The sequence below is a fragment of the Polaribacter staleyi genome, from assembly GCF_038024045.1.
In the GTDB taxonomy this organism is placed as follows: Bacteria; Bacteroidota; Bacteroidia; order Flavobacteriales; family Flavobacteriaceae; genus Polaribacter; species Polaribacter butkevichii.
Window position 1 is genome coordinate 1,754,579 of sequence record NZ_CP150665.1, and the last position, 14,662, is coordinate 1,769,240.

Sequence of the window (14,662 nt, forward strand, 5' to 3'; positions counted from 1 at the left end):
AGTTCGTTTAACACCTTTTTACATAGCTTTTTCGGCTTTTCATTATTTATCGTTTTAGATAAATTAAATCAATACATATAATGATTATCAAAACTTTTGACTCCTTTACAAGGATGTCATACTTAAATATCAATAAAATTTTAAAATTTTTACACGAACATTTAGAAGGTTGTAAAAATGAAAAAAGCGCTATTCGTAAATCTCTTTTATATGCTGCAAAAGAAACTTCTAGTCTAGGTGGTTATGCTTTTATTATAGAAGAAAAAGACAAAATAATTGGCGCAATTATTATCAATAAAACAGGCATGAATGAGTATCAAGCAGAAAACTTGATTACCTATCTCGCTGTTCACAGAGATTTTAGAAAACAAAAAATTGCAACAAAATTAATAAAAAAAGCTACCAATTATTGCAACGGTAACTTATCGCTAAACATACATAAGAATCATAATGCCATTGAATTGTTTGAGAAAAACGGATTTGAATCAAAAAAAATTCAAATGACATTGCACAAATAGTTTACAAAATAAAAAGCTAAAAATAGTAATACTTAAAATAAACAAAATGAAAATATTAGTAATTGGAGCAGGTAATATGGGCTTAACATATGCCCAGGGAATGTCTAAATCTAGATTGTTAAAGAAAAAAAACATCATGGTTTTAGACAAATCTGCAGAAAAGCTAGAAGAATTAAACAAAATATCTCACTTTGACGCCTTTAAGGAACTAGAAGACTGTGTACCCAAAGCAGACATTATCTTTATTGCAGTAAAACCATATCATGCAGAAAATCTATTTAAAGCACTAAAACCATTTACAAAACCTGGGCAAGTTATTGTATCTATTATGGCGGGTGTTAATATAGAAAACATTAAAAAATATTCTGGCCTAAACAAAATAGTAAGAGCAATGCCAAACCTACCCGCTCAAATTGGTAAAGGCTTAACCTCTTATGTAACTTCTGCAGAAGTCTCTAGAATAGAAAAATTAACCGTAGAAAGTCTATTAGATACCACTGGTAAATCTATGGAAGTTACCAGCGAAAAATTGATTGACGCCTCAACAGGAATTTCTGGTAGTGGGCCTGCTTATGTATTTTACTTTATGCAAAGTATGATGGAAGCCGCCTTAAAAATGGGGTTTTCTAAAAATGATTCTTCTGTATTGGTCAGTCAGACTTTTACAGGCGCTATAGAATTATTTAACCAATCTAATTTATCGCCAAATTCTTGGATGGAAAAAGTAGCTTCTAAAGGCGGTACAACACGTGCTGCGTTAGATTCTATGGAAGATAATAATGTAAACGAATTAATTAAAGACGCCGCTTTTGCCGCTTTTAATAGAGCTGTAGAAATGGGTAAAGAACATTAAAATGTACAAAGAAAGAATAGTAATTAAAGTAGGAACCAACGTAATGACAAATAGGGATAACAGAATTGTTCGACCTGTTTTAAGACGTTTAGTAAAACAGGTTGCAGAATTATATGAACGTGGAATTATTTGTGTTTTAGTTTCTTCTGGATCTGTAATTGCTGGTAAAGAGGTTTTAGGGGAATCTAATATTGAAAACGAGACACAAAGAAGACAAGTGTATTCTGCTATTGGGCAACCAAGAATGATGCGTCATTATTACAATATTTTTAATGATTATGGAATGAAATGTGCACAAGTTTTACCAACAAAGAGAGATTTTACTCCGGGTGTACACAGACAAAACATGATTAATTGTTGTGAAGGTTTATTGGCCGAAGGAGTAATCCCCATTGCCAATGAAGATGACGCAGTCTCTGTTACCATGTCTATGTTTTCTGACAATGATGAGTTAGCGAGTTTAATTGCTCAGTTAATAAATGCTGATAAATTAATTATTCTAACAGATATTGACGGACTCTACACAGGACATCCAGAAGCAGAAAGTAGTAATTTAATTACCAATGTAAATCCAGATGAAGATTTAGATAGATATATAAAAGACAGTAATAAGAAACCCGGTGAAGGAAGAGGCGGAATGGGCTCTAAATTAGATTATGCACAAGAAGCAGCCTCTAACAACATACCTACTTATATAGCAAATGGAAAAAGGGATAACACGATTATTGATATTATTGACGGAAAGTCTGTCGGTACAAAAGTGGCACTTTAAAACCTATAAGATGAAATTATTACATACAACCATTAAAAATAACGTATTAACAAGCATGACCAGAATTCTTGATGAAAATCGAGAAGCTTTGTTAAAAGCCAATAAAAGAGATTTAGACGCTTTTAACAAAGAAGATCAAGCAATGTTTGAACGTTTGATTTTAAACGATCAAAAAATTGATGGAATGATAAAAGCCATCAATGAAGTAAAAGCGCAAGAAGACCCAGTAAATCAAATTATTAGTCATAAAACCTTAGAAAACGGATTAAAAGTTACTAATAAAACGGCTCCGTTTGGCACCATTATGATTATTTACGAATCTAGACCCGATGTTACCGTAGAAGCTGCCGTTTTAGCTTTTAAATCTAATAATAGAATTTTACTAAAAGGTGGTAAAGAAGCCATACATAGTAACAAGTTCTTAGTAGCTCTTTGGCACAAGGCATTAACCGAAAATAAGCTAAGTGAAGATTATATAAAGTTCTTACAAATGGACAGAACAGAAACACAAGCGTTTTTAAAAAACCCAACAGAACAATTAGATTTAATTGTACCTAGAGGTGGCGAACGCTTAATTAGTTTTGTAAAAGAACATGCAACTTGTGCAGTTTTAATTAGCGGCAGAGGAAATAACTTTATATATATTGATAAAAGTGCAGAATGGAACAAAACTTTAGCCGTTATTATTAATGCAAAAACAGCTAAAATCTCTGCATGCAATGCTTTAGATAAAATTCTCATCAACAAAAACATAGAAGATTACACTAAAAAATTAAAAGAGTTGGAAGCTGTTTTAAAAGAAAAAAATGTAACTATTTTGGTTGATAAAAGCGTAAAAGAAATATTAAAAGACGAAGCTATTATTTCTGAAGAGAGTGTTTGGAAAGAAGAATTTTTAGCTTTAAAATGCTGTATTGGTGCTGTAGAAAATTTAGACGAAGCTACCGAAAAGATTAATAAATATTCCGGAGGACATTCTGCAGCCATAATGACCACAAATGATGAAAGTGCAGAAAGTTTTATGGAACAAGTAGATTGTGCTGCTGTGTATAAAAATTCATCTACAAGGTTTACAGATGGAGGTCAGTTAGGTGTTGGCGCAGAATTAGCTATTAGTACAGACAAGTTGCATCACAGAGGTCCGTTAGGGTTAAAAAAATTAGTGACCAATAAATATTATATTATTGGAGATGGTAACGTACGTGTATAAGATATTTTATGAACTATGTTCACTTTTGATTTCCCTATTTAATAAAAGGGAAATCAGAAGTTTATAAAAATAATTAGAAAACTTATTTATATAAACAAGCTCGCGTTAGGGATTGCAGTGAAAAGCCCACAGGGAGGAACGACCGAGGACTTGTAACGTAAAGCCCGACCCTTTTTGGGGAACGCCCAAATAAAAATTAGTTTTATTACTTGTTCTGCATTTCTGTAGCCTTGCGCTCTAACTCTGCCTGAAATTCTTCCATAACAGGTTTTACAGTGCTATCTGGTATGTCGGCCACTTTAATATACATTAGGCCATCTACTGCGTTATTAAATTTAGGGTCTACATTAAAGGCCACCAAGCGTGCATTTTGTTTTACGTATTTTTTAATTAACACCGGAATTCTTAATGCTCCTGGTTCTATTTCGTCGATAATTTTATCGAACTTTTGCATGTCTGCTTTTGTAGAATCGAACACAAAATCTTTATCGGCATCTTTTAATTTTACCTTAAATTCTTTCTTCGGATAAATATATTGGGCAATATATGGGTCGTAATAATGAGATTTCATAAACTCTATCATTAACGATTTAGAAAAATCTGAAAACTGGTTACTAATAGATACACCACCCATTAAAAATTTATATTCTGGATAACGCAATGTAACATGTACAATTCCTTTCCATAATAAAAATAATGGCATTGGTTTCTGTTGATATTCGCCTATAATAAATGCACGCCCCATTTCTATGGTGTTTTCCATCATCTGAAAAAGCTCTGGTTCTATTCTAAACAAGGTTTGAATATAGAAACCATTAATACCAAATTTCTTATAAATATCTTTACCAAGACCCATTCTATAAGCACCAGCTAAACATTTTGCTTCTCGGTCCCATAATAATAAATGGTGATAATATTTATCGAATTTATCTAAATCTATTGCTTTATTTGTTCCTTCGCCTACATCTCTAAAAGTAATTTCTCTTAACCTACCAATTTCATGTAATAAATTAGGAATTTCTTTTGCACTTGCAAAAAACACTTCGTAGTTTTTACTTTCTAACAGCCTACCATCTCCTTCTCTTAAAGCAGCTACTTCTTTTACAAATAGATCTGTACTTTTTTGGGGTGTAATTTTTTTAGCTGATTTTTTTATTTTGATGTTTTGCGTAGAAATTAATTTACTGGCTTTCTCAAAAGGATTTGCCAACATGTAGGTTTTCTTTCTTAAAAACTCAGAGTAAGCAGAAATATCTTTATACTCTTCTTGGTCTTTTACAGAAATTGGTTTTCCTATTCTTACTTTAATAACTCTACCTCCTTGCGAGATAACTTCTGATGGTAATTTTGCGGTTCTTAACGTGTCTGATATTTTTGACAAAAAGTAAAAAAGACGGCTATTTTTTGCGTGAAAGTAAATAGGAATTACAGGTACATTTGCATTTTTAATAAATTTTACAGCGCCTTCCTCCCAAGGTTTGTCTACATTTAACTTTCCGTCTTTATAGGTAGAAACTTCTCCTGCAGGAAAAATACCTAAAGGATTTCCTTCTCTTAAATGTAACAATGCACTTTTAATTCCCGAAACACTAGACTTTACATCTTTTCTATTTTCAAAAGGGTTTACAGGCATTACATAAGGCTTTAAAGGCGCTACTCTATGCAATAAAAAGTTGGCTATTATTTTATAGTCATCTCTTTTTTCTATCAGTAATTTTAACAGTAAAACACCGTCTATACCACCCAAAGGGTGATTAGAGACGGTAATAAAAGGTCCTTCTTTAGGAATTCTTTTTAAATCTTCTTCAGGAATTTCAAAATTGATATTGCAATCATCTAAAATACCGTTTAAAAAATCTAAATCAGTCTTATTTTTGTTTTTTTCGTATATTCTATTGATCGCAGAGATGCGGAGTATTCTTAACAGAATCCACCCAATAAAAGTTCCCAAAAACCCAAGTTTATGTAAACCAATTACTTGTGCAATTTCTTTAGATGTTACTAATGCCATAAATTATAATTAGACGGAACTGCAAACATACTAAAAAAGAATTATTACATTATTAATTTGCAGCTAAAACAATTTGAATTGTTTCCTTATTCACTTGCGTCAATAAAGATACTCCTTTTTCTTCAATACTTGTAATTGCTTTATCATCAAAATGACGAACCGTAAATAAATCTACTCCTTTTTGAACATCAATTTTAAACTGAGTTTTTAACTCTTCATAAAAAGCATCGAACTTATTAAACTTATTATCGATACAAACAGAAAAACTAATAGCCGAATTCTGAATTAAGTTTACTTTTAATTGATATTCGTGTAATTTTTTAAAAATATAACTAATATTATCTTCTACCATAAAAGAGAAATCTACCGCAGAAATAGATACTAAAATTTGATCTTTCTTTACAATAAAACACGGTATATATGGTACTAACCTAGTTCCTTTAGAAACTCTTGTTCCTTTTTCTTTTGGGTTGATAAAAGATCGAACCAACAACGGAATGTCTTTTCTTTCTAAGGGTTGTAAAGTTTTAGGATGAATTACAGAGGCTCCGTAAAATGCCATCTCTATTGCTTCTTCATAAGAAATCTGTTCTAATAAAGTAGTATCTGTAAATACTCTTGGATCTGCATTTAAAACACCCGGAACGTCTTTCCAAATAGTTACATTTTCTGCATCTAAACAGTAGGCAAAAATACCTGCGGTATAGTCAGACCCTTCCCTACCCAAAGTGGTGGTATTCTCTGTATCATTGGCAGCAATAAAACCTTGTGTAATATTTAATTTAGAGGCATCTAATTTATTACTAATAATACCTTGGGTTAAATCCCAATCTACTTTAGCATCTCTATAATTACTATCTGTTTTTATGTAATTTCTAACATCAAACCAGTTATTTTCTACACCAATTTTTGTTAAATAAGCACTTACTATTTTGGTTGATAAAAGCTCTCCAAAACAAATAATTTGATCATATACATAATTATATCTTTGTGAAGTATTTCTTGCTAAAAACCAACTTAACTCCCCTAAAAGGATATCTATTTCTTTATAAATTTCATCATTTTTATCAAATAATTCATTCATTAAGTTTTTATGAAAATCTTCTATAACACCTAAGTTTTCAGATAATTTATCCGTCTTATTATAATATGCGTCTATAACCTCTTCAAAAGCATTGGTTATTTTACCCATTGCAGAAATTACAACTAATGTACTTTCTGTTCCTTCGCTTTGTAAAATTTCAGTTACATTTTTTACACTAGCTGCATCTTTTACTGACGCTCCACCAAATTTAAAAATTTTCATTTTAATTATTTTGAATAAATTTTGATAAGTTTTCTTTGTTCATTTGTACCACAGACCAATCATTTAAGTAAGTGGCTCCTGTACTTTTATAAAATTCTACTGCATTGGTATTCCAATCGATAACCTCCCAAGCAACTCTATTAAAATTATTGTCGTACGCATATTTTAAAACAGCAGTATATAATGCTTTACCTGCCCCTATTTTCTGCTTACTTTTTGTAACTATTAAATCTTCTAAATGAATAGATCTACCTTTCCATGTAGAATAACGTTCATAAAACAAAGCAATACCAATAATTTTATTTTCTTGTTCTGCAACAAAAATTTTAAACTTAGGATTCTCAGAAAAACCATCTTTTTTTAAATCTTCTACAGTAATTTCTACGGCATCTGGTTCTTTTTCAAAAACGGCTAACTCTGTAATTAAACCAAGTACAGACTCCATATCATTTTCTACTCCAAGTCTTATAATAAAATCCATTTTTTACAAATTTTAATCAAAGATAGTTTTTTTCATACCCGTCAAAAATATTTAAATATTTTACACAACTTTTTTTGATTTGTTTAAAAATTTCAAATAAAAATGGGGTATTATCTAAAAACAGATATAAAAGAGCAGATATTTGTTAAAAAAAATAGATATTTGTTAAAAAATAACATTATTAGCAACATGGCAGTAAAAAAACAAACTTTAGGTGAATTTATTATTGAGAATCAACATGCTTTTAAATATAGCTCTGGAGAGCTTTCAAGTCTTTTAAATTCAATTAGATTAGCAGCAAAAGTGGTAAACCACGAAGTAAACAAAGCTGGTTTAGTAGATATTATTGGTGCAGCTGGAGATACAAATATTCAAGGTGAAGATCAACAAAAATTAGATGTGTATGCTAATGATAAGTTTATTCAGACGCTAACTAGAAGAAACATCGTTTGTGGAATTGCCAGTGAAGAAGAAGATAGTTTTATTTCGATTAACAGTATCGATGAAAACCACCAAAACAAATATGTAGTTTTAATTGACCCTTTAGATGGTTCGTCTAATATTGACGTAAATGTTTCTGTAGGAACCATTTTTTCTATTTATAGACGTGTTACACCAACAGGTACTCCGGTTCAATTAGAAGATTTTTTACAAAAAGGTAGTGCTCAAGTGGCTGCAGGTTACGTTGTTTACGGAACCTCTACAATGCTTGTTTATACAACCGGAAATGGTGTTAATGGTTTTACATTAAACCCAGCAATTGGTTCGTTTTATTTATCACACCCAAACATGCAGTTTCCAGAAGACGGAACCATGTATTCTGTAAATGAAGGAAATTATTTAGATTTTCCTTTAGGTGTAAAAAAATACATAAAATACTGTCAGGAAGAAGAAGGAGACAGACCTTATACGAGTAGATATATTGGTTCTTTAGTTTCTGATTTTCATAGAAATATGATTAAAGGAGGAATTTACATGTACCCAAAAGGTTCTAGAAACCCAAATGGTAAATTACGTTTATTGTATGAATGTAACCCAATGGCGTTTATAGCAGAACAAGCAAACGGTAAATCTTCTGACGGTTATACAAGAACTATGGATGTAGAACCTACGGAGTTACATCAAAGAGTCCCTTTTATTTGTGGAAGCAAAAACATGGTAAACCAACTAGAAGAGTTTATGCAGATTCACGGAGAATAAATCTTCTTTATACTGTAATAAATTATCACACCGTAATCTTCTTGTAAAACTATATTTTTATAGTTAATTTTACGGTTCAATATAATATACTAACTTTTAAAAATATAAAAAAAATGGCTTTTCAATTACCAGAATTAGGATATGCTTACGATGCATTAGAACCTAATATCGATGCAAGAACTATGGAAATTCACCATACAAAACATCATCAAGGATATACAAACAACTTAAACAACGCAATTGCAGGTACAGATTTAGAAGGAAAATCTATTGAAGATATTCTTGCTAATTTAGATATGAGCAATGGAGCTGTTAGAAATAATGGTGGTGGTTTTTACAATCATTCATTATTCTGGACAGTTTTAAACCCAAATGATAGAGGATATTTATCTGGTGAATTAAAAGATGCTATAGAAGCGGCTTTTGGTACTAAAGATGATTTTATTGCCGCTTTTTCTAAAGCAGCAGCTACTCAATTTGGTTCTGGTTGGGCTTGGTTATGTGTTTTACCTGGAGGTAAAGTAGAAGTTTGTTCTACTCCAAACCAAGACAATCCATTAATGCCAGGTGTAACTTGTGAAGGAACTCCTATTTTAGGGTTAGATGTTTGGGAACATGCTTACTACTTAAACTACCAAAACAGAAGACCAGATTATATTAATGCATTTTTTAATGTAATTAACTGGAACGAAGTTGAAAAACGTTACGCAGCAGCAAAATAAGCAACACAGTTGCTTTAAGTACTCATTAAATCTTAACAGATAAAGTGAGTTTACTTAAATTCTATAAAGTAAAAAGCATCCTAAATTTAGGATGCTTTTTTTATACGTATAAACTTATTCCTTTAAAAAGTAAACTTGCCTGATGCTAAGTTTTTAGCTTCCGCAGAAACACTTCCGTTTAAAGAATCTCCAACTCTTATTAGAACCGTTGCAATACCTGCTTCTGCTTTTATTACATCCGGATTCATAATTTCTATATCACCAGCAACAGTTACATTTATTTCTTCAGAATACTCTGGGTTTATAGTTCCGTTTTCATCTACTGCGGCTATGTAACAAAAAATCACATCATTTACACCTGTTGTTGGTTTCTTACCACTTTCATCAATCCAAACTTTTAATTTTGTTGGTTTATTAGGTGTTTTTACAACCGTTTCAGCAACTTGTTTTCCGTCGATAAAACCAACTGCTTTTAGTGTTCCTGCTTCAAAAGAAGGAATTTTAAACGTAAAAGGAGGATGTTTTAATTTGTTAGAGTTTTTATCTGTATCTGGTTTTTGATTTCCAATTAATTGATCATTCAAAAATAATTGAACCTCATCTGCATTAGAGAATACCTTTATATCTAATGGAGATTTTTCATTCCAATAACTTGCAATTTCTAATACATTTCCAGCACTAACATCTCTTTGACTTTGGTAAAAATAATATCCAAATTTTGGCAATCTAAAAATATCCATTATTCCAGAAGACTCAATATCTGGGTGATATCCCCTATTATAATCATACATTACCCAGTAACTATCTGAATACGCAACTGTATTTAAATTGTCATTATGAGATTCTTGTAAATTAAACGCTTGGTTTAATAATCTTTCTTCTCCATTAGCTCTTAATTGTCTACTACTTAACTCTGCACGTAAATCATTTGGTAAGTTATCTTGATTTAAACCTCCGTTTTTAGAATGATACTCCCAATCTCCATATTCAGAAACAGAATACGGTTTTGTTCCATCATTATCATGTGGATGTAAAATTCTATGCTGACGTGCTTGCAGATAAATATCATACACATCATTCATCCAACCACAAGAATATACATTCTTACCAGGATATTCTGCGTGTACAATTCTATTTAATTCTTCCATAAAAAAGATTGGCATTTTTGTTTCATTTAAAGAAACTTCCCAAGCTAAAACAGACGGTCTGTTTCTATCTCTTCTAATTAATTCTGTTGCAGAACGGTAACAATAAGCTCTAAAAGCATCTGTATCGTTATAAAATTGCCATCCCATAATGGCATCAATCACTACAATACCTAACTCATCACATGCATCTAAAAACGCTGGAGATTGAGGGTAATGTGACAACCTGATATAATTAAAACCTGCATCTTTTATCTTTTTAGCATCTCTAAATTGCGCATTATCAGACAAATCATACCCTATAAAAGGGTAGTCTTGATGACGGTTTACACCTCTTAAAAATGTTTTTTCTCCATTAACATATAATTGATGTTCCTTATCAAAAGTAAATTCTCTAATTCCGAAACGAGTCGTTTTAGCATCTACTTCATTTTCTCCAATAAAAACCTTCGTTTCTAAATGGTATAAATTAGGATGTTTTGGAGACCACAAATTAGCCTCATTTAAAGAGAATAATTCTTTAACATCAATAGTACTTTGTGCAGCTAGTTTTTTTGTTGATGATTGCTCTTTAATAAGTTTTCCATCATAAAAAACACTTTGTAACACTTTAATCTCTTTATCGGTTTTTTCTTCATTAACAATATTGGCTTTTACAGCCACTTCAGAAACAGCTTTAGAAACTTTTGGATAGGTAATAAAAATACCTCCACCAGCTACTTCTTTTGCTAAAACTGCATCAGAAATATATACTTTATTAGAAATATGCAACCAAGCATTTCTGTACAAACCACCATACATATTAAAGTCTAATCTCTTTAATGGTTTAGGACCCGTAATTTTATTATCTGTATTATCAAGTCGAATAGCCACAACATTATTTCCTTTATTTACATATTTAGAAATATCTACTTTTACAGGTAAATATCCTCCATGATGTTCTGAAACTAACATGCCATTAATCCAAATTTTAGAAAAATTCATGGCTGCTTCTAATTCCAAAAACACCTTTTTTGGTGATGGATTTACAGCAACCTCAAAACTTTTTCTGTACCACGCAACTCCTTGCCATTGATCATTTACCGTTTGAGGCTCTATATTTGTGGTGTGAGGCAATCGCACAGACTCCCAAGACGAAGTGTCAAAAACAGTTTTACTAAAAGCTTCATCAGAAGATGCTGTTTCTTTCAGTTTTGTAAACTTCCATCCGTTATTAAAATTTATTTTTGCTTCGTAGGCTTCTTCTTTACAAGAAGTTAAACTAAAGGTTATTAAAAGTAAAAAGAAATACTTTATTAAAATTTTAAAATTTATTTTCATGAGTTTTTGGGTTTTAAATTTTGATTAATGATGGTAGACTGATTGCTGCCAAATTATTTACCTTTCATATATTTTTTATATTCACTACTATATTTTTTGTATCCAACCTCTACACCTGCTTTCATTTGTTGATATGCTTTAGTATGTTCTTTTTGAAACCATTTTACAAAAGGCTGACCAGGAACTGCAACCGGATGATATGTATTGCTAACAGGAGTCATTTCTTTATCAAACTCCAATGTTTTGGCACGTAATTTTTCTAAAACATCTTTGTACTTTTCATTGGTAGCTAAATTATGTAGTTCGTTTGGATCTTCTTTTAAGTTGTACAATTCCTCTTTTGGTTTTGTAGGTTCAAAAAATGGCTTTTGCTGCTCATTTAACTTCCCTTCTTTATACAACCTTCTCATGACTTGTACCGCAGGTCTATAAAATTCTAAATATGCTTGCTGTGCATCATAAGGAATTTCTGGTTTATCATTTCTAATATACGCCCAATCTCCTGAAGTTACAGCTCTTGATTTTTCTTCAATTTCATCCCATAAATCTCTTGCTCCATACGCAAATTCTCTATTAAAATTTTTATTGAAAATTGGTTTTCCTGTCATATATTCTGGCACTTCAATTCCTGCAAAATCTATAATAGAAGCCGTAATATCTGTGGCACTTACTACATCTTTTCTTACCTCACCGCCCTTAAATTGTTTCGGATAATAGATAATAAACGGAATTCTTAATCCTGTATCTTGTAAATATCCTTTTCCTCTAATATTACAACGACCATTATCACCTATAAAAATAACAACAGTATTATCTGCCATCCCTTTATCTTCCAATTCTTTAAAAATCATTCCAACTTCATTGTCCATATATTCAATTTGGTCTAAATACTTAGCCCAATCTAAACGGATTGCTGCATCATCCGCCATATATGGTGGCAAGGTTACCGTTTTAGGATCTACAGGATGTGCTGATTTTTCTCTTACTTCGTTCCACCAATCTCCTCTATGTGTAACTACTAATTGAATCTGCGCAAAAAAAGGTTCGTCTTCTTTTGTAAACGTATCGTATTTATCAAACAACCCAAACTCGGTTTTTCCATCCCAATTTCCAATTGGTTTACTTTTAAAATTCACATCCGTTTTTCTACCTTTTTTCATTACAGCATGGTTTCCTAAAATGGTGGTATAACCTGCATCTCTTAATAATTTTGTAAAGGGTTTAAATTGTGTATCTAAAGGAACATCTCTATTACTTCTATGATTGTGTGAGTTTGTTTTAACCTGATGCGTACCAATCATCATAGCAGATCTACTGGGAGAACAAATTGGGTTGGTTACAAAAGCATTGTTAAAACGGATTCCTTGAGAAGCCATTTTATTTAAATTAGGTGTTTTTACATCTGGCATTCCATAAACTTCCAAATCGGTACTCATGTCTTCTGCCATGATCCAAATAATATTTGGTCGTTCTTTTTTGACTTCAATTTTAGCCACTTTTTCAGGTGCCTTTTTACAAGATAATAAGGTAAGTATGATACCCAAACTAAAAGCGATATATTTTACTAATTTCATAGTATATTATTTAATGTGATTTTTTTATGTTTTAAAATTATTTAAAAACACCTCCCGAATACGGAAAATGTATGTTTTTTACGCTTTCTCTTTTTAATATTTCATCCGCCTTTTTAACCAATTCTGGGTGTTGTTTAGAAACATCATTTTGTTCATATAAATCTACAGATAAATCATACAATTCTGTGTGATAATTATCTTTCATTCTAACCGCTTTCCAATTTCCAAAACGGGTTGCTTGTTTAAATCCTTTTACACTTCTTCCTTCCTGAATTTCGAAATACAGAAAATCATGTTTTTGTTGATTTCCTTTACTCAATAACTCTGGTAAAAATGAAATTCCGTCTGTTTTATTAGCCGATTCTGTACCTGCTACTTCCGCCAACGTTGGCATTACATCATAAAAAGTAGCTGGATGATTTGTTGTGGTTCCTTCCGCTATTTTATTTTTCCAGTAACTAATCATTGGTACTCTTACACCACCTTCATACACATCTCTTTTAAATCCTTTTAAATCTCCAGAACTATTAAAAAATTGATAACTATGATGATTTTCATTTGTTGGGCCATTATCACTTGTAAAAACAATTAAGGTGTTTTCTAATTCACCAGAAGCTTTTAGTTTCTGAAACAACCTTTTAATTTGAGCATCTAACATGGTAATTCTTGCCGCATGTCTTCTTTCTATTTCTGGCCATTCTTCTATTCTGTCTGCATATAAATCTGTATGACTTAAGAAAAATTCGTGTGCATGTGGTGTTCTATAAGACATGTATAGAAAAAACGGTTTGTCATTAGATTTAGTATCTAAATAATCTAATGCAAAATTGGTTCTAAATTCATCTAAACACTTGTGTTTATTGTAATTGTAAAAAACAGAATCTTGATTGTTATTTACCCAATGTACACGCTCATCAATTTCTTTACCGTTTACGTCTTTTCCCCATTGTTCTTGCACTGCATAATCAAAACCACGTCCCTTTGCCCAAGTAGAAGTGTCTTCTGGTACACCTAAATGCCATTTACCAATCATGGCTGTTTGGTAACCTGCACCTTGCAACATTTCTCCGATTGTTTTTTCTGATTTTTTTAAAGCTACTCTATCCCATTTTCCGTTAACATCTCCTTTATTTCCTCGAATATTAACATGACCTGTATGTAAACCAGTCATTAAAACGGCTCTAGATGGGGAACAAACTGAAGTACCCGCATAAAAATCTGTAAAACGTTTTCCTACAGAAGCTAAAGAATCTAAAAAAGGAGTTCTAATTTCTTTTTGACCGAAAGAACCTAATTCTCCATAGCCCATATCATCCGCTAAAAGAAAAACAATATTTGGTTTTTTTCCTTTGTAAATTTCTTTGTGAACAATCGCTTTATTTTCACTTGCTGATTTATTACAGCTTGTAAATGCAAGTAAACTTAAAAGTACTAGTAGAATGCCATTTGATAATTTCATAAACCTGTTTTTATATGTTGAAGTAATCTCTTTTAATTTTAAGTAAAATTGAATAAAAAGACCGTAACATATGTTTTTACAGATGCAGAAA

At 31.4% G+C, this 14,662-nt stretch carries 12 protein-coding genes; 6 read left to right on the forward strand and 6 right to left on the reverse strand.

Translation table 11 applies throughout. From position 1 onward, the window contains the following. The first annotated feature begins 113 nt into the window (after positions 1-113). The 4 genes from WHD07_RS07650 to WHD07_RS07665 are packed head-to-tail and all read left to right on the forward strand — an operon-like array spanning position 114 to position 3,353. Positions 114-518 (forward strand): GNAT family N-acetyltransferase, encoded by a 405-nt coding sequence (locus WHD07_RS07650; RefSeq protein ID WP_343330690.1) that lies wholly within the window; start codon positions 114-116, stop codon positions 516-518. Positions 519-564: 46 nt separating this feature from the next. After that, the gene (proC, locus tag WHD07_RS07655; RefSeq protein WP_343330691.1) at positions 565-1,371 is read left to right on the forward strand and encodes a pyrroline-5-carboxylate reductase; all 807 of its coding nucleotides are present in this window, start codon (positions 565-567) and stop codon (positions 1,369-1,371) included. A gap of 1 nt (position 1,372) precedes the next feature. Next, a complete protein-coding gene (proB, locus tag WHD07_RS07660; RefSeq protein WP_343330692.1) occupies positions 1,373-2,143 on the forward strand; it encodes a glutamate 5-kinase in 771 nt (256 codons plus the stop codon). 10 nt (positions 2,144-2,153) lie between these two features. After that, positions 2,154-3,353, forward strand: a complete 1,200-nt coding sequence (locus WHD07_RS07665) for a glutamate-5-semialdehyde dehydrogenase (protein WP_343330693.1) — start codon at positions 2,154-2,156, stop codon at positions 3,351-3,353. A 205-nt stretch (positions 3,354-3,558) separates the two neighbouring features. Here the strand turns inward: WHD07_RS07665 and WHD07_RS07670 are convergent, their stop codons facing one another. The 3 genes from WHD07_RS07670 to WHD07_RS07680 are packed head-to-tail and all read right to left on the reverse strand — an operon-like array spanning position 3,559 to position 7,151. Then, positions 3,559-5,364, reverse strand: coding sequence for a lysophospholipid acyltransferase family protein (locus tag WHD07_RS07670; RefSeq protein WP_343330694.1), 1,806 nt, complete (start codon positions 5,362-5,364; stop codon positions 3,559-3,561). A 52-nt stretch (positions 5,365-5,416) separates the two neighbouring features. After that, the gene (locus WHD07_RS07675; RefSeq protein WP_343330695.1) at positions 5,417-6,670 is read right to left on the reverse strand and encodes an aspartate kinase; all 1,254 of its coding nucleotides are present in this window, start codon (positions 6,668-6,670) and stop codon (positions 5,417-5,419) included. A gap of 1 nt (position 6,671) precedes the next feature. Next, on the reverse strand, positions 6,672-7,151 hold the full coding sequence (locus tag WHD07_RS07680) for a GNAT family N-acetyltransferase (RefSeq protein WP_343330696.1): 480 nt from the start codon (positions 7,149-7,151) through the stop codon (positions 6,672-6,674). A 189-nt stretch (positions 7,152-7,340) separates the two neighbouring features. On the opposite strand from WHD07_RS07680, the gene fbp reads away from it, so the two are divergent. After that, entirely contained in the window at positions 7,341-8,351 is a 1,011-nt protein-coding gene (gene fbp / locus WHD07_RS07685; RefSeq protein WP_343330697.1) for a class 1 fructose-bisphosphatase, read from the forward strand. 113 nt (positions 8,352-8,464) lie between these two features. Then, positions 8,465-9,073, forward strand: coding sequence for a superoxide dismutase (locus WHD07_RS07690; protein WP_105050233.1), 609 nt, complete (start codon positions 8,465-8,467; stop codon positions 9,071-9,073). A 122-nt stretch (positions 9,074-9,195) separates the two neighbouring features. Here the strand turns inward: WHD07_RS07690 and WHD07_RS07695 are convergent, their stop codons facing one another. Genes WHD07_RS07695 through WHD07_RS07705 form a run of 3 tightly spaced genes read right to left on the reverse strand, consistent with a single transcriptional unit; the run spans position 9,196 to position 14,571 of the window. Then, positions 9,196-11,538: a glycoside hydrolase family 2 protein gene (locus WHD07_RS07695; protein ID WP_343330698.1), complete on the reverse strand. Its 2,343-nt coding sequence runs from the start codon at positions 11,536-11,538 to the stop codon at positions 9,196-9,198. Positions 11,539-11,591: 53 nt separating this feature from the next. Then, a complete protein-coding gene (locus WHD07_RS07700; protein WP_343330699.1) occupies positions 11,592-13,112 on the reverse strand; it encodes a sulfatase in 1,521 nt (506 codons plus the stop codon). Between the two features lie 37 nt (positions 13,113-13,149). Beyond that, entirely contained in the window at positions 13,150-14,571 is a 1,422-nt protein-coding gene (locus tag WHD07_RS07705) for a sulfatase-like hydrolase/transferase (RefSeq protein ID WP_343330700.1), read from the reverse strand. Positions 14,572-14,662: the final 91 nt, after the last annotated feature.